Consider the following 19,716-nt stretch of genomic DNA (forward strand, 5'->3'; position numbering starts at 1 on the left):
AGGAGACGGACCCCTATGTCAGGCAGCGGCGCTGTCACCCGCAACACACTTCGCCAGCAGATCGCCGACGCGCTGCGCGACGAAGTGCTGGCGGGACGCCTGCCACCGGGCACCGAGTTCACGGTCAAGCAGATCGCCGAACAGTACGAGGTCTCCGCGACCCCCGTACGCGAGGCGCTGGTCGACCTCGCGGCCCAAGGGCTGCTGGAATCGGTCCAGCACCGGGGCTTCCGCGTGCGCGTCTTCTCCGTGGACGACTACCGGGGCATGATCGAGGCCCGTACGCTCATAGTGGACGGGATCTTCCGGCGGCTCGTCGAGCGCGGCACCGCGCCCGGCTCCGGCGAAATGCTGGTGTCGGTGCGCCGTCGTGCCGAGGAGGCGTGCAGGGCCGCGCAGAGCGGTTCCCTCGAAGTGCTGATCGGCTACGACCTGCGCTTCTGGAGGGAGCTGAGCGGGCTGGTCGGCAACACGTACATCTCGGATTTCCTGCACCGCATCCGAGTGCAGTGCTGGGTCTTCGCCGTACCGCACCTGAAGGCGGCCCCGGATCTGCACACCGGACTGTGGTCCGGCCACAACGAGCTGGTGGACGCGGTGACGCGGGCCGACGCCGACGAGGTACGCAGGCTCGTGTACGCGTACAACCAGCACGGGCTGGACTGGGCCGCGGGCCTGAAGGCGGTCGGCGCATGACCGACACGACCGCAACCGGCGAAGCCGCAGCGGCCGAAGCCCCCGATGCCGCTGGAGCCCCCGAAGTCCCCGCAGCCCCCGCAGCCCCCGCGGTCCCCGAAGAGGCCGAGGCCCCCCGAGCCGCCCCCGCCTGGCTCGGCGCCGTCGGACTCTCGGTCGTCATCCCCGCCCACGACGACGCGCACCGGATCGGCCCGACGCTCGACGCCTTCCGCGCCCACCTCGACGCCCGCCTCGGCAGCGGTCCCGGCGACTGGGAGCTCGTCGTCGTCGACGACGCGTCCACCGACGCCACCGCCGCCCTCGTCGAAGCCGCGGCGGCCGACGAGCCCCGGATCCGGCTGATCCGCTCCGAGGACCACCGCGGCAGCGGCGCCGCCCTGCGCGCCGGAGTGCTCGCCTCCGCCGGGGATCGGGTGCTGCTCGCCGATGCCGGGCTCAGGACGCCGCCGACCGGGCTGGACCGGCTGGAGCAGGCCCTCGGCGAAGGGGGCCAGAGCACGGCTGCCGCCCTCGGCCGGTCGGGAAACCGCCTGGTCCGCGCCCTGGGCATCCCCGGGATCCCGGGTTTCCGCACCGGCACCTGCGGCTTCGCCCTCTTCGACGGGGACCGGGCGCGGGCCGCCTTCGGCGCCTCCGCCCTCGACGGCCCGGCCATCGACGCCGAGGTGCTGCGCTGGATGCGCCGCCAGGGCTGGCAGGTGGCCGAGGTCCCGGTGCGCCGTACCCCGGACCGGGCAGGACGCCCCCGGCGCGCCGCCGGCGACCGCCGCCGCGCGCTGGCGGAGCTCTTCCGGCTGAACGCCGGCGGCCTGGCCGTCGCAGCCGTCTTCACCGCCCTCTCCGCGTACGTCTTCCACGGCCTGTGGGCGAACCTCGACGGCCGCTACCTCAAGGACGCGCTCCAGGACCAGAACCAGTGGGAGTGGTTCGTGGGCGTCGCCACCGACAACATCACCCACCTGCGCAATCCGCTCTTCACCACCGCCCAGGGCATGCCCGACGGCGTGAACCTGATGGCCAACGCCACCATGCTCGGCCTGACCGTCCCGCTGATCCCCGTCACGGTCCTGTTCGGGGAGACGGTCACCTTCGCGCTCGTCCTCACGCTCGGCATGGCCGCCAGCGCCTGGACCTGGTACTGGCTGATCCGCCGCCGCCTCGTGCAGAGCCGCTGGGCCGCCGCCGCGGGCGGGGCGCTCGCCGCGTTCGCGCCGCCGATGGTCTCGCACGCCAACGGCCACCCGAACTTCGTCGTCCTCTTCATGCTCCCGCTGATCATCGACCGGGCGCTGCGCCTGTGCGAGGGGCGCAACACCGTCCGCGACGGGGTCCTGCTCGGCCTGTTCGCGACGTACCAGGTCTTCCTCGGCGAGGAGCCGCTGCTCATCGCCGCGCTCGGCATGCTGGTCTTCTCGCTGGCGTACCTGCTGGTCGACCGGCCGCGCGCCCTGGCGGCCGCGCGGCCGCTGGGCCGGGGCCTGGCCGTCGCCGCCGGCGTCTGCGTGCCCCTGCTGGCCTTCCCGCTGTACTGGCAGTTCTTCGGCCCGCAGAGCTACCACTCGGTGCTCCACGGGGACAACGCCGGGAACAGCCCGCGCGCCCTGGTCGAGTACGCCGCCCGCTCGCTCTTCGGCGACGCCGAGACGGCCGGGCGGCTCTCCCTGAACACCACCGAGCAGAACGCCTTCTACGGCTGGCCGCTGCTGGCGCTCGGCGTTGCGGTGTGCGTGTGGATGTGGCGCCGCAGGGTCGTCCGGGCGCTCGCGATCACCGGCGCCGCGGCCCTGGCGCTGTCCCTAGGGCCCTGGGTGCCCGTCCCGCGTACGGACGTCGTGCTGCCGGGGCCGTGGCGGCTGATGGTGAAGCTGCCGCTGTTCGAGTCGGTGATCGAGGGGCGCGTGGCGATGGTGTGCGCCCCCGTGCTGGGCGTGCTGATCGCGCTCGCGCTGGACCGGATCGTACGGACGCGCACGCGCGAGCTGCGCACGCTCGGCCTGCTCGGGGTGGCGGCGGCGCTGATCCCGGTGCTGCCGCTGCCGCTGGCCGTACGGGAGCGGGCGCCGGTGCCGGCGTTCATCACGTCGGGGGCCTGGAAGGACTACGTCAAGGACGGCGAAGCCCTCGTTCCGGTACCGCTGCCGGACCCCGGGCAGGCGGACGCGCTGCACTGGCAGGTCGAAGCGGACTTCGGCTTCCGGCTGGCCGGGGGGTACTTCAACGGCCCGTGGGGGCCCGACCGGATCGGCATCTACGGGGCCACCCCGCGCCACCTCTCGAACCTCCTGCGGGACGTCCGGTACGGGGCGCAGCCGCCGGAGATCACCCCGCAGTGGCGGGAGCAGGCCCGGCAGGACCTGGAGTTCTGGAAGGCGGGCGCGGTCGTGCTGCCGTTCCAGGACCGGGGGGTGGAGCTGCGGGACATGATCAGCGAGCTGCTGGGCCGGCAGCCGCTGAAGGTGGAGGACGCATGGGTCTGGAGGGTGGGGCCGGGGCAGGTGTAGCGGGCGGCTCCGGCGCGGGTCGCACCTGATGGGGGCCGGTTCGCGCCGCGGGTTCGCCCGGGGTTCCGCCACAGGTTCTGCGCAGCCCTTCGCGGAGGGTGTTCGGAGCACTACTCTGGCCGGATCGGCGGCATCGACTGATCGGAGCCCGCGTGGCCTGTGACCTGTGGTTGGTCCCCCTTGTCGACGTGCTGTGCCACAGCCCCGACAACCCGTTCGCGGAAGAGATCGCCTCGTACGACAAGGCACTGGGCGAGGCGGGACTGCCGTCGGTGCCCGTGTTCGCGTACATGCCGGGCCTGAGCGGGGACGTGGCCCCCGTGGCAGGCTTCGACTACGACGCCCTGCACTTCCTGCGGCGGGCGTACCTGCTGCAGATCTGCGGCCTGCCGGTGACGCCGGTGGACGAGCTGGGCGGGGACTACGAGCAGCTGCTGGAGATGTTCGAGTCGACGGCGCAGCAGTCGCACCTGGTGTGGCACTACGACCATGCCGGGGCGTACGTGCCGGTCGATTTCGCGGCTCCGCTGGCCAATGAGGAGCTGTTGGCCGGGGGCGGCCCGCTGGGGTCGGCGCAGGGGCTGCTGCGCGAGCTGACGGTGGTGGCGCCGGCGATCGGGATCGACCCGGGGAATCCGCCGGTGGCGCCGGCGGCGCCGGGCCGGCCCACGTCCCTGGAGGAGCCGGCAGGGCCCATCCCGTACGACGAGAGCCCCTTCGCGCGGGAGCGGCACGTGTGGCTCGGGCTGCACGCCGCCGCGACGCGGTGCCTCGGCCAGGGCTCGATGATCATCTTCAGCTGACCGGCCGGGTCGGGGGTCCGCCCCCGACCCCTCGCACGCCGGCGGCCCGGTCAGCGGGGCTGTTCAGGGGGGCGTTGGCGGGGCATGTTGGGGCGGGTACCCGGGGGGAGGGGGAAACGGGTCGGGGGGAGGCCCCCCTCGGCCCGGGAGGACGGGGAGCCGAGCGACTGCATCACCAGCGGCGCCGGCCCCGACGAGAACTCCACCATCCACTCCGCGGTCTCCGAACGCACCAGCTCCGTCACGTCCTCCGAGAAGCGGCGCAGCACGGTCAGGCACCGCTCCGCCGCCTCGCTCGCCGTGCCCTCCGTGGGCCCCAGGACCTCCCGTACGTTCTCCGAGGCCCAGTCGAACTGGAGCGTCTGCAGACGGCGCTGCACCGCCTGCGCCGTCGCCACGTCCCGCATCCAGCCCGACGTCAGGCCGAAGAACCGGTCGCAGGCCAGGCACGCCGCGGCCAGCAGCAGCGCGAGGTACCCGTACGGGGCCGCGCCCGGCCCGGCCCCCGTCAGCTCCAGCAGCGGAATCGAGGCCCCGGTCACCGCCCCCGCCGCCGCGCCGATCCGCAGCACCCGCGCGCCCCGGCGCTTCCAGGCCCGGTCGGACAGGTACCACTCCGCGGTGCGCAGCGCATCGGCCTCGACCCGCCGGTAGAGCTCGTCCAGCCGCTCGGCCGGCTCGCCCCAGTCCCCGAGGGGGAACGGTCCGCCGGTCAGATCGCCCGCCGCCATCGGTCCGCTGCCCTCCTCCCGGGAGTCCCGGGGCTCCCGGGGATCCCGGGGTGGCCCGTCGGGCTGCATCTCCGGCTGGCTCACCCGGCACTCCCTCTGCCTGCGCTGACGTGTGGTGGTGCGCGTGTGCGCAATGATGCGCATGCTCTTCCTACCTTCGAATGGCTGCCGATGGGCGGCGAATCCCCGGTTTTCCGCCTGCAAGGAGGTCTCCATCAGGTACGCGCACGCCCCGTCTCTCACTCGAAAGAGTTGGTCCTCACGGCGTAGGGCGCGCCGCGCGGGGAGCACGTAGGCTCGGATTGACCAAGCCGACCCGGTCTTGGACCAACGTGACGGAGTGAGTGACCCGTGATTCCCGGTGGTGGCCAGCCCAACATGCAGCAGCTGCTCCAGCAGGCCCAGAAGATGCAGCAGGATCTCGCCGCGGCCCAGGAGGAGCTCGCGCAGGCCGAGGTCGAGGGCCAGTCCGGCGGCGGCCTGGTGAAGGCGACCGTCACCGGTTCCGGCGAACTGCGCGCGCTGGTGATCGACCCCCGGGCCGTGGATCCGGCAGACACCGAAACACTCGCCGACCTGGTCGTCGCCGCGGTACAGGCGGCCAACGAGAACGCCCAGGCGCTCCAGCAGGAGAAGCTCGGCCCGCTGGCCCAGGGCCTGGGCGGCGGCAGCGGCATCCCCGGCCTCCCGTTCTAGTCCTCCATCCGACCCCCACAGCGAAAGAAGGCAGTCCGTGTACGAAGGCGTGGTCCAGGACCTGATCGACGAACTGGGCAGGCTGCCCGGCGTCGGGCCCAAGAGCGCGCAGCGGATCGCCTTCCACATCCTGCAGGCCGAGCCCACCGACGTCCGCCGCCTCGCGCACGCGCTGCTGGAGGTCAAGGACAAGGTCCGGTTCTGCGCGGTCTGCGGGAACGTGGCGCAGGAGGAGCGGTGCAACATCTGCCGCGATCCGCGCCGCGACACCACGGTCATCTGTGTGGTGGAGGAGCCGAAGGACGTCGTCGCGATCGAGCGGACCCGCGAGTTCCGGGGCCGGTACCACGTCCTCGGCGGCGCGATCAGCCCGATCGAGGGCGTCGGCCCGGACGACCTGCGCATCCGCGAGCTGCTGGCGCGCCTCGCGGACGGGGAGGTGACCGAGCTGATCCTCGCCACCGACCCGAACCTTGAGGGCGAGGCGACCGCCACGTACCTCGCCCGCATGATCAAGCCCATGGGCCTGAAGGTCACCCGCCTGGCCAGCGGGCTCCCCGTCGGGGGAGATCTGGAGTACGCGGACGAGGTCACGCTCGGGCGGGCCTTTGAAGGAAGGCGACTTCTCGATGTCTGACGCAACGCTGCACGCCCTGGCCCAGGATCCGGACGACTTCGCCGCGTCGATCGCGGACCAGATCGGATCCTTCATCGTCGCGGTCACCGAGGTGGCCAAGGGCGAGGACCCGGACAGCGCGGTGCCCTTCCTCCTCCTGGAGGTGTCCCAGCTGCTGCTGGCGGGCGGCCGGCTGGGCGCGTACCAGGACGTCCTGCCCGACGAGCGGTACGAGCCCGACCTCGGTCCGGAGCCGGACGTGGACGACCTGCGCGAGCGGTTCGCGATCATGCTGGAGCCGGTCGACGTCTACTCCGAGGTCTTCGACCCGTACGAGCCGCGCAAGGCCCCGGTGGCCCACCGGATCTCCGACGATCTGGCCGATGTGGTCGCCGACCTGCGGCACGGGCTCATCCACCACGAGTCGGGCCGCGTCACGGAGGCGCTGTGGTGGTGGCAGTTCTCGTACTTCACCAACTGGGGCCCGACGGCCTCGGCCACCCTGCGCGCCCTCCAGTCGCTGATCGCGCACGTACGGCTGGACCAGCCGCTGGAGGCCCTGGACGGCCTGGACACCGACGAGGACCTGGCCGAGGACGACCTCGCCGAGCAGGCGGGCCGGGTGATGGCCGAGGAGCTCGGCACGATCGGCCGCGGCCCGGCCCGTCGGCCGGTCGGCGAGCTGTAGCCGTCACGGCCGTCACACTGAGCCGTCGCATCACTGAGCCGTCACATCACTGAGGGGTCCGTCCGGCGTCCGGCCGGGGGGACCCCTCGGTGTGTCGGGGTTCAGGAGCAAGTCAGCTTGAACGTCGCCTGGTTGGAGGCCATGCCGCTATTGGGCTTCAGAATCGTGACCTTTTCCCAGCCGTCGACGACGGTGCCGGCCGCGCCTCCTCTGTTCCACTCGTCGGTGACCGTCTTGGTCCCCGCCGCCTCGAAGGTGACGACCTCGGGCGATGCCGTGGCGCCGTCGCTCCGGTCCCAACGGTAGATGACCTGACCGGCCCCCTTGGACGTGATGGTCGCGGTGAAGACGATCTTCGTCAACGGGGCGCAATTCACCGATCCGCTGGCCGGGGCCGCCGCCGCGGACACCGAGGCGACATCCGCCGGTGACGTGTTGGGCTCCTGCGGCTTCGTCCCGGTCCCGCAGAACGCCTTGAGCGCCTCCGCGGAGCCGTCGGTGTAGCCCTTCTCGTAGTTCGGGTCGACGGCGGTCAGGCCGGGTGCCTTCGGCTTGGTCTCGCAGCTGGCCTTGGTCTGGTCGAAACCGGCCTTGCGGCCCGCGGCGTACTGCTCTTCGGGCGTCTTGGACTTGTCCGTCTCGCCGGCCGGCTTCTCCGGCGATACGCACTTCACCGTGCCGCCCTGGCCCGCGGCGGCGCTGTACTGGCCGTAGGGCAGGTGCTTGGCCTGGAAGTGCCCCGAGTTCGACACGCCGACCGTTCTGCTCTGACCGCCTTCGGAGGTGACGGTGACCTTCTTGGACCCGTTGAATCCGGAGCCCGTGAGCGTGTAGCGGGCGGTGCCGTCCGACTTGCCCCCGCTCTTCACGAGGGAACACTGGCCGGCCTCGGGGGCGGCGGCGGTGCCCGTCGCGGCTCCGGATGCTGCGGCGGCCGGGCCGAGGGCCACGGACGAGGCCAGCAGGGGAGCCAGGAGTGCGATGCGACGCGTGCGGTTCATCGTTCTTTCCTCCCGCCGGGTTACGACGTTCTTTCCTCCCGCCGGGTTACGACGCGAGACAGGGTGTGGGAAAGGAGGGCCCCTTGCGTGGCATGCCGTAGCTCATTTTACGCGGGAAGGCCTCGTCGGCCACAGCGGAAGCCCGTCCGACATGATCACGGGGTGAACGGGATGTCTCATGATGTGGTACGCGTCGGCCGCATCGCGGTCGCTCGTTACACTGGCCCGCGACCGCAGTACTGGATTGAGCGAGGAGCGCACGTGGGCCTTGTCGTGCAGAAGTACGGAGGCTCCTCCGTAGCCGATGCCGAGGGCATCAAGCGCGTCGCCAAGCGGATCGTGGACGCCAAGAAGAACGGCCACCAGGTGGTCGTCGTGGTTTCCGCGATGGGCGACACGACGGACGAGTTGATCGATCTCGCCGAACAGGTATCCCCGATGCCTGCCGGGCGTGAGTTCGACATGCTGCTGACCGCCGGAGAGCGCATCTCCATGGCCCTGCTGGCCATGGCGATCAAAAACCTGGGCCACGAGGCCCAGTCGTTCACCGGCAGCCAGGCCGGCGTCATCACCGACTCGGTCCACAACAAAGCGCGCATCATCGATGTCACGCCGGGCCGTATCCGCACCGCGCTGGACGAGGGCAACATCGCCATCGTCGCCGGCTTCCAGGGCGTGTCGGCGGACAGCAAGGACATCACCACCCTCGGCCGGGGCGGCTCGGACACGACCGCCGTCGCGCTCGCCGCTGCGCTGGACGCCGAGGTCTGCGAGATCTACACCGATGTCGACGGCGTCTTCACCGCGGACCCCCGCGTCGTGAAGAAGGCCCGGAAGATCGACTGGATCTCCTCCGAGGACATGCTGGAGCTCGCCGCCTCCGGTTCCAAGGTGCTGCTGCACCGCTGTGTCGAGTACGCACGCCGATACAACATCCCGATCCACGTCCGCTCGTCCTTCTCGGGACTGCCGGGCACCTGGGTCAGCAACGAGAATCCGCAAGGGGACGAGCAGGTGGAGCACGCCATCATCTCCGGAGTCGCTCATGACGTCTCCGAAGCCAAGATCACGGTCGTCGGCGTTCCGGACAAGCCGGGCGAGGCCGCGGCGATCTTCCGCGCGATCGCGGACGCCGAGATCAACATCGACATGATCGTGCAGAACGTGTCCGCCGCGTCCACGGGCCTGACGGACATCTCCTTCACCCTCCCCAAGACCGAGGGCCACAAGGCCATCGACGCGCTGGAGAAGGCCAAGGGCGCCATCGGCTTCGACTCCCTGCGCTACGACGACCAGATCGGCAAGATCTCCCTGGTCGGCGCGGGCATGAAGACGAACCCGGGCGTCACCGCCTCCTTCTTCCAGGCGCTGTCCGACGCGGGCGTCAACATCGAGCTGATCTCGACCTCCGAGATCCGCATCTCCGTCGTGACCCGCCAGGACGACGTCAACGAGGCCGTCCGCGCCGTGCACACGGCCTTCGGCCTCGACTCCGACAGCGACGAGGCGGTCGTCTACGGAGGCACCGGACGATGACCTCGACCCGGTCGGCCCCGGCCCCGGCGCTCGCCGTGGTCGGGGCGACCGGAGCAGTCGGCTCCGTGGTGCTCCAGATCCTGTCCCAGCGGGCGGACGTCTGGGGCGACATACGCCTGATCGCCTCCGGGCGCTCGGCCGGCCGCATGCTGGCCGTGCGCGGGCAGGAGTGCGAGGTGCTCGCCCTCACCGAGGACGCCTTCGAGGGCATCGGCCGGGGCGACGTGGTGCTGTTCCTGACCCCGGCCGAGATCTCCGCCCGCTGGGCCCCTGTCGTCGTCACGCGCGGAGCCGTCGCCGTAGACCAGTCCGCGGCCTTCCGCGAAGACCCCGAGGTGCCGCTGGTGGTGCCCGAGGTCAACGCCCAGGCCGTACGGATGCGCCCGCGCGGGATCGTCGCGGGCCCGGACTGCGTCACCGCCGCGATGATCGCGGCCCTGGGCGCGCTGCACGCCGAGTACGGGCTGGCCGACCTGACGGTGTCCTCGTACCAGGCGGCGAGCGCGGCCGGCCGGGCCGGCTCCGACGCGCTGCGCCGCCAGCTGTCCCTGGTCGCCGGGACCTCCCTGGGCGAGCAGACCGGGGACGTGCGCCGCGCCGTGGGCGAGGACGCGGGTCCCTTCGCGGCCCCGCTCGCGCTGAACGTGGTGCCGTGGTCCGGCGAGCTGCGGGACGGCGGCTGGTCCTCGCACGAGCTGGCGGTACGGGCGCAGACCCGCCGGGTCCTGCACCTGGACGCGCTGCCCGTGGCGGTGACCTGCGTGCAGGTGCCCGTACTGACCGGGCATTCGCTGAGCGTACGGGCGCGGTTCGAGGCCGAGGCGGACGCCTCGCACGCCCGGGAGATCCTGGAGGCCGCGCCCGGTGTGGTCGTGGTGGACGATCCGGCGGCCGGAGAGTTCCCGACCCCGGTGGACGCCGCGGGAACGGACCCCGCGTGGGTGGGGCGGCTGCGGGCCTCGCTCGACGATCCGCGCTCTCTGGAGTTCTTCGTCTGCGCGGACAACCTCCGCAACGGGGCCGCCCTGAACGCCACTCGGATCGCGGAACTGATCGCTGGTGAATTCGCGTAATTCACTTTGTAGGATCAGTGCTGATCCCTTGATCAAGGTGATGGCCTGACTGCCGCCTGGACGGGCGGGGCAATCAGGAAGAGCGGGTACGCATGAGGGCAATCGGGATTTCGCCGGTGAGGCGGCCTCACGCGTACAACCCTGGTGGGGGGACGCGTGTCCAACTGGCGTGGCAGAGGCACTTCTCGACTTCGCCGTCGTACCGGCGCGCAGCGCACCCGGTGCGCCGCTCCGGCCTTCCCGTGTCTGCGCCCCCGGCGGGTTCCCGGTGATCCTTCCCGTTCCGCCGGCCGCAGCGCCGCTCGCCGTGCCCTCCGCCGTACCGATCCGGGGCGGCCGAGTGCCCGCGCCCCGCGATAGCGCGGAGGCCGCGGGCAACGGGGAGGAGGCGTCCGCCCGGTCAGCCGTCGCCGCGTCGGCGTCCGCGTCCGTATCGGCGTCCGCTGCCGTCGCCGCGTCCGCGGACGCCGAGCCGGTGGTCGTCGCGGGCACCACGGTCGACCACCTCACCGAGACCTACCAGGCCCACTACCGCTCGCTGCTCGGCCTGGCCGCGCTGCTCCTCGACGACACCGCCTCCTGCGAGGACGTCGTCCAGGAGGCGTTCATCCGGGTCCACTCGGCGCGCAACCGGGTTCGCGATCGGGACAAGACACTGGCGTATCTGCGCCAGACCGTCGTCAACCTCTCGCGCTCCGCGCTGCGCCGCCGCATCCTCGGCCTCAAGCTGCTCTCGAAGCCGATGCCGGACATGGCCAGTGCCGAAGAGGGCGCGTACGACCAGCTGGAACGGGACGATCTCATCAAGGCGATGCGCGGACTCCAGCGGCGTCAGCGCGAGGTGCTGGTGCTGCGGTACTTCGCGGACATGACGGAGGCCCAGGTCGCCGAGACGCTCGGCGTCTCACTCGGCTCGGTCAAGGCGTACGGATCGCGGGGCATTGCCGCGCTGCGGGTGGCGATGGAGGCTGCGCAGTCATGAGGGACGACCACACGCCGCCGGGCGCGGCGGGCGAGGAACAGGCGCTGCGGAGCCTGCTGCAGGGAGCCGTCGAGGGCCTGCAGCCCGCCGAAGGCGCGCTGGAGCGGCTGCGGCACGCCGTCCCCGTACGCAGGACCCGCAAGCGGCAGGCCCTCGTCGGGGCCGCGGCGGCCGCGCTGCTGGCCGGTACGGCCATCCCGGCGGCCCTGCACCTGCACATCACCGGCGGTGAGGGGGCCGCCGCCGACCACTCCGCCATGGCCGGGCACGGCGAGCAGCCCGGGACCGCGGCCGCCGGCGGCACCTCCGACCCGCACCAGAACGGCGCGGGAGCGCAGCCGCAGCCGGGCAAGGCCCCCGGGAAGGGCGCGGAGAGCGGCGGCGCCGGCGAGCGGCCCGACCCGCAGGAGCGCGGCGCCCCGACGGGCGGCACGGCCGGCCCGGACACCGCGGCCGCCACGGCCGGGGCCGGCACGGGCCCGCAGCCCCCGGTGGCGGCGGCGCCCGGCGTGCCCGGGTGCAGCGCCGAGCAGCTCGGGGTGCAGGGCAGCGCCAAGGCCCCGGAGGCCGACGGAAAGGTCTACGGCAGTTTCAAGGTCACCAACGTCTCGACCCGCGGTTGCACGGTCATCGGTCCGGACACCGTGACGGCGGCCTCGGTGTCGGGTTCCGCGCCCGGCCGGTCCTCGGGGGTCACCGTGGTCGGCCACACGGCGGGGGATCCGGCGGCCGGACTGCCCGACCCCTCGGCGGAGACGCCGCTGCTGCTGCTCCAGCCGTACACGGCGTACGAGGTCCGCTTCGCGTGGGTGCCCTCGGCGCAGTCCTGCCCGGCGGCCACGCCCGATCCGGTGACCAAGCCCCCGGCCGGCGCCCCGGACAGCGGGCAGGGCACGGCGGCCCGTGCCACGGGCCCCGAGCCGGAGACCGACAGCAAAACCCCGGAGCCGACCGGGGTGGAGGTGACGCACACGCCGCACACCGCGCCGCCGGGTGCGCCGACCACGCAGACGACGATCCCCGCGGCCTGCGGGGGGACGGTCTACCGCACGGGCGTCATTCCGCTGGACGCGCCGAAGCCGTAGCCGTGCCTGTAGCCGTGGCCGAAGCCGTGGTCTCGGCCGCGGCGGGCTCCGCCGACGGGCCGGCGGTCCGCGGCAGCAGCCCCGCCTCGGCATCGCGCAGCGTCTCCACCTCGCGGCGGTAGAGCCGGAACCACATGAACAGCACGAACGCGGCGAAGACGAACCACTCGCCGGTGTAGCCGAGGTTCTGGAAGGCCTTCAGGTCCAGCCCGGTGTTGCTCGGCGCCTGCGCGGGCACCGGGGTCAGCCCGTCGGCCGGGGTCTGCACCGTCAGCCAGGCGTCGTACAGCTCGTACGGCACGAGGTTGACCAGCGAGGCCGCACCGATCACCCCGAGCTGTCCGGCCGGCAGCCCGCCGTCGGCGTACACGCCCTTGCTGGTGGAGCTCTCCGAGGCCTGGAGCGCGCCCGTCACCTCGACCCGTCCGGTCGGCGCGGCCGGGGCCTTCGCCGCGTCGGCCCTGCCCGGCAGCCAGCCCCGGACCACCGGGACGGCCTTGCCGGAGTCGGTCCTGAGCAGGGTCAGGACGTAGAAGCCGCTCTTGCCGTCAAGCCGGCGCTCGGGCACGAGCAGCTGCTCGGCGTACTCGCCGGAGGCGGACGCGAGGCGTCCGGAGGTCTGCTTGTCCACCGGGAGCAGCGACTCCAGCGGCGCGGCGGCCCCGGCGGCGGGCCGTCCGCCGGTCGCCTCCTTGTGGCTGTCGACGCGGTCCTCGAACCGGCCGAGCTGCCAGGTCCCCATGAACAGGCAGACGGGAACGGCGAGCGCGACGAAGACGTTGATCCCCCACCAGCGCGGGGTCAGGAGAAACCGGTGCACCCCACCACCGTACGGGGGGTGCACCGGATCACCGGGGCCGGGGCCGCCGCCGCGGCCTACCGGGGCAGGTGCTTCTGTACGAACTCCAGCTCCATCCGGACCTGCTTGATCCGCTCCTCCACGACGAGCGAGCCGTGCCCGGCGTCGTACCGGTACACCTCGTGCACCGCCCCGCGCGCCGCCAGCCGCTCGACGTAGTTCTCGATCTGACGGATCGGGCAGCGCGGGTCGTTGAGACCCGCCGCGATGTGCACGGGGGCCTTCACCGCGTCGACGTACGTGAGCGGGGAGGACGCCTCGAAGCGGTCCGGGACCTCCTCCGGCGTGCCGCCGAAGAGGGTGCGGTCCAGGGACTTCAGCGCCTCCATCTCGTCGTGGTACGCCGTGACGTAGTCGGCGACGGGTACGGCGGCCAGGCCCACGGCCCAGGCCTCGGGCTGGGTGCCGAGCCCCAGCAGGGCCAGGTAGCCGCCCCAGGAGCCGCCGGAGAGCACGAGGCGCGCCGGGTCGGCGAGGCCGGAGGCCACCGCCCACTCCCGGACGGCCGCGATGTCCTCCAGCTCGATCAGGCCGACGCGGTGCTTGAGGGCGTCCGTCCACTCGCGGCCGTAGCCGGTCGAGCCCCGGTAGTTGACCCGGACCACCGCGAAGCCGTGGTCCAGCCAGGCCGCGGGGGTCGCCGCGAAGGCGTCGCTGTCGTGCCAGGTCGGACCGCCGTGCACCTCGAAGATCGTCGGGAAGGGCCCTTCCCCGTGGCCCGCGGGCCGCTGCGCCAGCGCGTGGATCCGCCCGCCGGGGCCCTCCACCCACACGTCCTCCACCGGCACCGAGCCGGGCGGCCGGAACCCGGGCGGGTCCAGGACGACCCCGCCCGCGGTGGACCGCACGGCCGAGGGCTCGGCCGCCGAGGACCACTGGTACTCCACGGTGCCGTCCGGCCGGGCCGTCGCACCGGAGACCGTGCCGGGCGGGGTCTGCACCCTGACGAGCTCCCGCGCGGCCAGGTCGTAGCGCCAGAGCTCGCTGCGCGCCTCGAAGCTGTGCGCGATCAGCAGTGCGGAGCCGTCCGGGTACCACTCGGCGCTGACGTCGCCCGGCAGCTCGATCGCGAGGTCCTGCTCGGCGCCGGTGGCGACGTCCCAGACCATCGGCTCCCAGCGGCCGCGCCGCTGGTGGCCGACCAGCAGCCGGGTGTCCCCGGCGACCGGCGCGAAGCCGAGCACCTCCAGGCCCAGCTCCACCGTGCCGCCCCGGGAGTCGTCGAGCTCGGCGACGGTGGCCCCGTCGAGGGTGACCACGCGCAGCGCCGAGTGCATGGCGTCCCCGTGCTCGATGTGCTCGATCGCGATCAGGGTCCCGTCGTGGGAGAGGTCGCCGACGCCGGCCGACTCCCGGTGCCGGTAGATCACCGCGGGCTCCGCGGCGCCCGGCCGCACCACGTGGATCGTCGTGCCGTCCTCGTCGGTGGAGCGGCCGACGACCGAGGTCCCGTCGCGGCCGATGGCGAGCCCGGCGGGATACGAGGGCTCCAGCCCGGGGGTGGCCGGCTCGTCGGGGCCGCCCCGGAAGGGCTGGCGCACCCAGGTGCCGAACTCGTCGCCGTCGGTGTCGGAGAACCACCAGATCCACTCGCCGTCGGGCGAGAGGGTCCCGTCGGTGGTCCCGTTGGGCCGGTCGGTGGCCTGCCGCTGGCTGCCGGTGGCCCGGTCCCAGGCGTAGAGCTCGTACGTCCCGGTGGCGTTCGACACGAAGAGCGAGCGGTCCGGAGCGTCCTCGGCCCAGTCGGGCAGCCCGACGCGCGGCGCGCGGAAGCGCTTCTCCCAGTCGGGCACGGCCGTGTTGTCAGTCATACCCCCCATGTAACCCGATTGGCGCTGTCGAATGGTCGGGGTGGACGGGAGGAGGCAGCGTGGGCGGGGCCCAACCCAGCCCTTTTCCAGTTCCAGTGAGGAGTGATCATGGCGAACAAGCGCAAGGAACAGACTCACGAGGACCGTCGGTCGTCTGAATCCGGGATGCCGAGCAAGCCGGCGATGCTGGTCGAGGACGTGCGCGAGGCGCAGACGCTGGCCATGAAGGAGGACCGGATGCGCGAGCAGCAGCGCCGCAAGGGCGGGCGCGGCTGACCCTCGCTCCGGATGCCGCCTCCTGCGAACGGGGGGACAGTGAGGACGTACGCCCTCTGATGCGTCCCGATGTCCCGATGTGTCCCGATGTGTCCCGAGGAGGAGTGATCATGGCCAAGAAGGCTCGTGCCGGCACGTCACAGGCCGCGGAGCGCGAGCGGGAGCGGGCGAAGAACACGGCGGCCGAGGCGCGCGCGAAGGCCGCGGTCAAGGACGTGCAGTCCCTCTCCGCGAAGACCCGGGGCATGCAGCAGAAGGCCCAGGCCAAGCGCGGCTGAGCCGCTGCCCTGCCGGCCGATCGCGATGCACCGGTCGCGGCCCGCGGTTTCCCCGGAAACCGCGGGCCGCGGTCGTAGGGTGGCCGCATGCGGATGATCGTCCGGGGCGCCCGGCTGCTGCACACCGAGGGCCTGCACGACGTCGAGGTCGCCGAGGACGGGCGGATCGCGCGGGTGGTCCCGTACGACGACCAGAAGGAGCCGCCGGCCACCGGCGTGCTGATCGAGGCGCACGGCGGGCTTCTCTGCGCCCCCTTCGTCGAGCCGCACATCCATCTGGACACGGCCCTGACCGCCGGGGAGCCGCGCCCGAACTCCTCCGGGACGCTGTGGGAGGGCATCGCCTGCTGGAGCGAGCGCAAGCGGACCCTGACCCGCGAGGACGTCATCGCGCGGGCCGTGCAGGTGCTGCGCTGGCAGGCGGCGCAGGGCGTGCTGCACGTACGGACGCACTGCGATGTCACCGACCCCGCGCTCACCGCACTGGACGCGCTGCTGGAGGTCCGCGACCGGGTCCGGGACTTCATGACCCTGCAGATCGTCGCGTTCCCGCAGGAGGGCATCGTCTCCTTCCCGGACGGCGAGGCGCTGCTGCGCGAGGCGGTCGCCCGCGGCGCCGACGTGGTCGGGGCGATCCCGCACTTCGAGGACACCCGGGAGGACGGGGTCGCGTCGCTGGCCACCGCCTTCGCGGTGGCCGAGGAGCACGGCCTGCGCGTGGACGCCCACTGCGACGAGATCGACGACGAGCAGTCCCGGTTCGTGGAGGTGCTGGCCGCGCTCGCACTGCGCACGGGGCTGCGGGAGCGGGCGACCGCCTCGCACACGACGGCGATGGGCTCCTACGGCGGTGCGTACAGCTTCAAACTCCAGCGGCTGCTGTCCCGCTCCGGGATCAACCTGGTCTGCAACCCCTTCGCCAACCTCAACCTCCAGGGCCGCTTCGACGGCTACCCCAAGCGGCGCGGCCTCACCCAGGTCAAGGAGATGCTGGCGGCGGGGGTCAACGTGGCCTTCGGCCACGACGACGTGATGGACCCGTGGAACGCGCTCGGCACCGCCAACCCGCTCCAGACCGCCCTCGTCGGGCTGTACGCCTCCCAGCTCACGGGAGCGGACGAGGTCCCGGTGGCGTTCGAGATGGTGACGGAGCGCGCGGCGCGGGTGCTGGGCCTGACGGAGGCGGAGTACGGGATCTCGGAGGGCGCCCCCGCCTCCTTCGTGCTGCTGCCGGCCGAGACCCCGGCCGAGGCGGTCCGACGCCAGGTCCGGCCGCGGTACGTGGTCGCGCGGGGGACCGTACTCGCCGAGACCCCGCCGGCGCCGACCCGGCTGAACTGGCCGGGGGAGCCGCCGGCGGAGGTCGACTTCCGCCGGTCGTAGGCCGGCGCCCGCTCCGGCGGTAGCCTGCGCGCATGTCGTGGGACGAGGACGGAACACCGCACCCGCTCGCGCTGCGCCGCACCGGCCGCAGCGAACAGGAGCCGGACCGGCTGCCCGAGGTACGGGAGCTGGAGGTGCTCGGCTGGGAGCCCGCGCCCGAGGACACGCTGTGGGTGTTCCTCCCGTACGTATGGCCCCCGGCGGCCCGGACCTGGATCCCGGACCGGTCCACCCACTGGGCGGTCGAGACCCGGCTGGACGGCCACGGGCACATCACCGACGTGGAGGCCGCCCCGCTCGCGGACCCCGATCTGCACGACCTCGACTGGGAGGCCGAGGAGGTCCTCATGGCCCTCGGGCTCCCGCGCCGGCCGCCGGGACGCCTGTGGCTGCTGCGTCCGCTCGGCTCCCTGCCCACGCTCGGCGCGGTCCTCGACCACCTCCGGGCGGCCGCGCGGGAGCGGGCGGTGGAGGTCCGCCCCTCGGCCGCCTTCCTCACCCTGGTCCGCACCGAACTCGCCGCACTGGCCGCCGAGTCCGAGTCCGAGTCCGGGACCGGAACCGGTCCCGAAACAGCCTCCCCTTGACCTTCGGCGTCAGTGGTCGTCGTGGTACGGCCGGCCGAGCGTCCTGTAGTGGGTGACCAGCCGGCGCCGGTCGTCGAGCACGTGGAAGGCCAGCGCCGGCGCCGGCTCGTGGTCCACGGCGGGCCGCCCCTCGAAGGGCAGCGGGACGGTCGAGGCGACCCCGGGCGCCACGAGCAGCGGGCGCCCCGCGAACGTCGTGGCCGCGGCCACGTGCGCGTGACCGCACAGCAGGGCCACGACCTGCGGGTGCCGCTCCAGCACCGCGGCGAGGCGCTCCTCGCCGAACTGCCGGACCCGGTCCACGTACGGGGTGTGCAGGTCGACCGGCGGGTGGTGGAAGCAGACGAAGACGGGCAGCTCCCCGCCCTCGGCGGTCAGCGTCTCGTCCAGCCAGCCCAGGGTCAGGTCGCTGAGCAGGCCCTCGTCGCTGTCCGGGACCGTCGAATCGCACAGCAAGAAGACGGCTCCGGGCGTGCGGGCGACCTGGTTCAGCTCCTCGTCCACGGGCGCCGCGTCGAGCAGGCCCGCACGGAACGCCCCCCGCCGGTCGTGGTTGCCGGGCAGCACCAGCACCGGATAGGGCAGGTCGAACAACTTGCGGGCCTGCGCGTACTCGTCCGCCGCCGCATGGTCGGCGATGTCACCGGAGACCAGCACGGCGTCGACGGGGCCGGGCATGTCGCGCAGGTAGTTCATGACCGTCAGGGCACGCTCCGTGGCGCGCTCCGAGAGGTCCAGGTGCAGATCGCTGACGTGGGCGATGACGGTGGTCACTGCGGTTCGTCCCTCCGGGCTTCGGCGCCGCGGCCTGGACGGGCCCCGACCTAGGCGTCGGCGTGCGCCGAAGCTACCCACGGAACCGCGCCCCCACCCCCGCCGCGCGGACCCACCAGAACCCGGCCGCTGGTCACGCAGTTGGACACCCGAACAAAACAGGTCGGCCCCCTACTCGCATGAGTAGGGGGCCGACCTGGTATTTCAGCTGTCGGGGTGGCGGGATTTGAACCCACGACCTCTTCGTCCCGAACGAAGCGCGCTGCCAAGCTGCGCTACACCCCGATCGCCGCCTTGCAGCGGTTGCTGTCCTGGCGACATCGATTACTTTAGCGGACCCTCGGCCGGAGACGAAATCCGGTTTTCGCGAGGGGGTGCCGGGGGCGCTACGCCTTCGGGGTCAGCGTCAGGAGCGTGGCTTCCGGGGGGCAGGCGAAGCGGACCGGGGTGTAGCGGTTCGTGCCGCAGCCCGCCGAGACGTGGAGGTAGGCGCGGTGCCCGTCCGCCTCGTGCGTGGAGAGCCCCTTCACCCGCTTCGTGTCCAGGTCGCAGTTGGTGACGAGCGCCCCGTAGAAGGGGATGCACAGCTGCCCGCCGTGCGTGTGCCCCGCCAGGATCAGCGGGTAGCGGTCGGCCGTGAAGGACTCCAGGACCCGCAGGTACGGGGCGTGCACGACCGCCATCGAGAAGTCGGCGTCCGCCTCCGGCCCGCCCGCGACCCGCTCGTACCGGTCCCGCTTGATGTGCGGGTCGTCGAGTCCGGTGAAGGCGAGCTCCAGGCCGGGCAGTTTCAGGCGTCCGCGCGTGTTGGTGAGGTTGACCCAGCCCGCTGCGTCGAAGGCGTCCCGCATCTCCTCCCACGGGTTGTGCACGGCGCCGACGACCGGCTTGTTGCCGTTCAGCCCGTGCCGGCCCTGGACCTTCTCGATCAGGTAGCGCCCGGGGTTGCGCAGCCGCGGCCCGTAGTAGTCGTTCGACCCGAAGACGTACACCCCGGGGAAGGACATCAGGGGGCCCAGGGCGTCCAGTACCTCCGGAACACCCTCGGTGTCCGAGAGGTTGTCCCCCGTGTTCACCACGAAGTCCGGTCGCAGGCCGGCCAGCGACTGCAGCCAGGCGCGCTTCTTGTGCTGCCCGCCGACCATGTGGATGTCGGAGACCTGCAGCACGCGCAGCGGGCGCATCCCGGCCGGGAGCACCGGAACGGTGATCCGGCGCAGCCGGAACGACCGCGCCTCGAAACCGGCGGCATAGGCCACACCGGCGGCCCCTACCGCCGCGATCGAGGCCGTGACCTTCAGGGGTACTCCGTAACGCGCACGCATGGCCCCATCGTC

Annotated in this window: 20 protein-coding genes and 1 tRNA gene; 14 read left to right on the forward strand and 7 right to left on the reverse strand. The window is 72.7% G+C overall.

Annotated features, from left to right (window positions below; all coding sequences use genetic code 11):
• Positions 1-15: 15 nt before the first annotated feature.
• From ACIBAD_RS17460 to ACIBAD_RS17470, 3 genes are all read left to right on the forward strand, one after another.
• Positions 16-696: a GntR family transcriptional regulator gene (locus tag ACIBAD_RS17460; protein WP_134072596.1), complete on the forward strand. Its 681-nt coding sequence runs from the start codon at positions 16-18 to the stop codon at positions 694-696.
• Entirely contained in the window at positions 693-3,200 is a 2,508-nt protein-coding gene (locus tag ACIBAD_RS17465) for a glycosyltransferase (protein WP_398907556.1), read from the forward strand. Before ACIBAD_RS17460 ends, ACIBAD_RS17465 begins: the two co-directional genes overlap by 4 nt.
• A 152-nt stretch (positions 3,201-3,352) precedes the next feature.
• Complete coding sequence (locus ACIBAD_RS17470) at positions 3,353-4,003, forward strand: hypothetical protein (protein ID WP_398907558.1); 651 nt, start codon at positions 3,353-3,355, stop codon at positions 4,001-4,003.
• A 50-nt stretch (positions 4,004-4,053) separates the two neighbouring features.
• On the opposite strand, the gene ACIBAD_RS17475 is transcribed toward ACIBAD_RS17470, so the two are convergent.
• Positions 4,054-4,818 carry an SLATT domain-containing protein gene (locus ACIBAD_RS17475; RefSeq protein ID WP_398907560.1) on the reverse strand — a complete coding sequence of 255 codons (765 nt, stop codon included), beginning with the start codon at positions 4,816-4,818 and terminating at the stop codon, positions 4,054-4,056.
• A gap of 267 nt (positions 4,819-5,085) precedes the next feature.
• Between ACIBAD_RS17475 and ACIBAD_RS17480 the strand changes: the two genes are divergently transcribed.
• From ACIBAD_RS17480 to ACIBAD_RS17490, 3 genes are read left to right on the forward strand one after another with little or no spacing between them, the layout of a single operon-like run.
• Positions 5,086-5,430 carry a YbaB/EbfC family nucleoid-associated protein gene (locus ACIBAD_RS17480; protein WP_398907562.1) on the forward strand — a complete coding sequence of 115 codons (345 nt, stop codon included), beginning with the start codon at positions 5,086-5,088 and terminating at the stop codon, positions 5,428-5,430.
• Positions 5,431-5,467: 37 nt separating this feature from the next.
• Entirely contained in the window at positions 5,468-6,067 is a 600-nt protein-coding gene (gene recR, locus ACIBAD_RS17485) for a recombination mediator RecR (RefSeq protein ID WP_030152816.1), read from the forward strand.
• A complete protein-coding gene (locus tag ACIBAD_RS17490; RefSeq protein WP_398907565.1) occupies positions 6,060-6,734 on the forward strand; it encodes a DUF5063 domain-containing protein in 675 nt (224 codons plus the stop codon). Before recR ends, ACIBAD_RS17490 begins: the two co-directional genes overlap by 8 nt.
• A gap of 101 nt (positions 6,735-6,835) precedes the next feature.
• Here ACIBAD_RS17490 and ACIBAD_RS17495 read toward each other — a convergent pair whose 3' ends face one another.
• Positions 6,836-7,735, reverse strand: coding sequence for a hypothetical protein (locus tag ACIBAD_RS17495; RefSeq protein ID WP_134072586.1), 900 nt, complete (start codon positions 7,733-7,735; stop codon positions 6,836-6,838).
• A gap of 261 nt (positions 7,736-7,996) precedes the next feature.
• On the opposite strand from ACIBAD_RS17495, the gene ACIBAD_RS17500 reads away from it, so the two are divergent.
• The 4 genes from ACIBAD_RS17500 to ACIBAD_RS17515 all read left to right on the forward strand — a co-directional run bounded on the left by ACIBAD_RS17500 (position 7,997) and on the right by ACIBAD_RS17515 (position 12,411).
• Entirely contained in the window at positions 7,997-9,271 is a 1,275-nt protein-coding gene (locus ACIBAD_RS17500; protein WP_030152812.1) for an aspartate kinase, read from the forward strand.
• The gene (locus tag ACIBAD_RS17505; RefSeq protein WP_134072584.1) at positions 9,268-10,344 is read left to right on the forward strand and encodes an aspartate-semialdehyde dehydrogenase; all 1,077 of its coding nucleotides are present in this window, start codon (positions 9,268-9,270) and stop codon (positions 10,342-10,344) included. The genes ACIBAD_RS17500 and ACIBAD_RS17505 overlap by 4 nt, the downstream gene beginning before the upstream one ends.
• Positions 10,345-10,513: 169 nt before the next feature.
• Positions 10,514-11,326, forward strand: coding sequence for a SigE family RNA polymerase sigma factor (locus ACIBAD_RS17510; protein ID WP_134072582.1), 813 nt, complete (start codon positions 10,514-10,516; stop codon positions 11,324-11,326).
• Positions 11,323-12,411, forward strand: a complete 1,089-nt coding sequence (locus ACIBAD_RS17515) for a hypothetical protein (protein ID WP_398907569.1) — start codon at positions 11,323-11,325, stop codon at positions 12,409-12,411. Before ACIBAD_RS17510 ends, ACIBAD_RS17515 begins: the two co-directional genes overlap by 4 nt.
• Here the strand turns inward: ACIBAD_RS17515 and ACIBAD_RS17520 are convergent.
• Together ACIBAD_RS17520 and ACIBAD_RS17525 are read right to left on the reverse strand one after the other, a co-directional pair.
• Positions 12,383-13,231, reverse strand: coding sequence for an SURF1 family protein (locus ACIBAD_RS17520; RefSeq protein ID WP_398907571.1), 849 nt, complete (start codon positions 13,229-13,231; stop codon positions 12,383-12,385). The two genes, ACIBAD_RS17515 and ACIBAD_RS17520, sit on opposite strands and share 29 nt — an antisense overlap.
• Positions 13,232-13,287: 56 nt before the next feature.
• A complete protein-coding gene (locus ACIBAD_RS17525; RefSeq protein ID WP_398907573.1) occupies positions 13,288-15,081 on the reverse strand; it encodes a prolyl oligopeptidase family serine peptidase in 1,794 nt (597 codons plus the stop codon).
• 108 nt (positions 15,082-15,189) lie between these two features.
• On the opposite strand from ACIBAD_RS17525, the gene ACIBAD_RS17530 reads away from it, so the two are divergent.
• From ACIBAD_RS17530 to ACIBAD_RS17545, 4 genes are all read left to right on the forward strand, one after another.
• Positions 15,190-15,357 (forward strand): hypothetical protein, encoded by a 168-nt coding sequence (locus tag ACIBAD_RS17530; RefSeq protein ID WP_166682063.1) that lies wholly within the window; start codon positions 15,190-15,192, stop codon positions 15,355-15,357.
• Positions 15,358-15,467: 110 nt separating this feature from the next.
• Complete coding sequence (locus ACIBAD_RS17535) at positions 15,468-15,635, forward strand: hypothetical protein (RefSeq protein WP_166682062.1); 168 nt, start codon at positions 15,468-15,470, stop codon at positions 15,633-15,635.
• Positions 15,636-15,722: 87 nt separating this feature from the next.
• Positions 15,723-17,018 (forward strand): cytosine deaminase, encoded by a 1,296-nt coding sequence (gene codA, locus ACIBAD_RS17540; protein ID WP_398907575.1) that lies wholly within the window; start codon positions 15,723-15,725, stop codon positions 17,016-17,018.
• 32 nt (positions 17,019-17,050) lie between these two features.
• The gene (locus ACIBAD_RS17545) at positions 17,051-17,605 is read left to right on the forward strand and encodes a DUF5956 family protein (protein WP_398907577.1); all 555 of its coding nucleotides are present in this window, start codon (positions 17,051-17,053) and stop codon (positions 17,603-17,605) included.
• A gap of 9 nt (positions 17,606-17,614) precedes the next feature.
• Here the strand turns inward: ACIBAD_RS17545 and ACIBAD_RS17550 are convergent, their stop codons facing one another.
• The 3 genes from ACIBAD_RS17550 to ACIBAD_RS17560 all read right to left on the reverse strand — a co-directional run bounded on the left by ACIBAD_RS17550 (position 17,615) and on the right by ACIBAD_RS17560 (position 19,704).
• Complete coding sequence (locus tag ACIBAD_RS17550) at positions 17,615-18,379, reverse strand: metallophosphoesterase (RefSeq protein ID WP_398907579.1); 765 nt, start codon at positions 18,377-18,379, stop codon at positions 17,615-17,617.
• 211 nt (positions 18,380-18,590) lie between these two features.
• Positions 18,591-18,664 (reverse strand) — tRNA-Pro (locus ACIBAD_RS17555).
• A 101-nt stretch (positions 18,665-18,765) separates the two neighbouring features.
• Positions 18,766-19,704, reverse strand: a complete 939-nt coding sequence (locus ACIBAD_RS17560) for a metallophosphoesterase (protein WP_327132974.1) — start codon at positions 19,702-19,704, stop codon at positions 18,766-18,768.
• Positions 19,705-19,716: the final 12 nt, after the last annotated feature.

The organism is Streptomyces sp. NPDC051109 (genome assembly GCF_044455885.1).
In the GTDB taxonomy this organism is placed as follows: Bacteria; Actinomycetota; Actinomycetes; order Streptomycetales; family Streptomycetaceae; genus Streptomyces.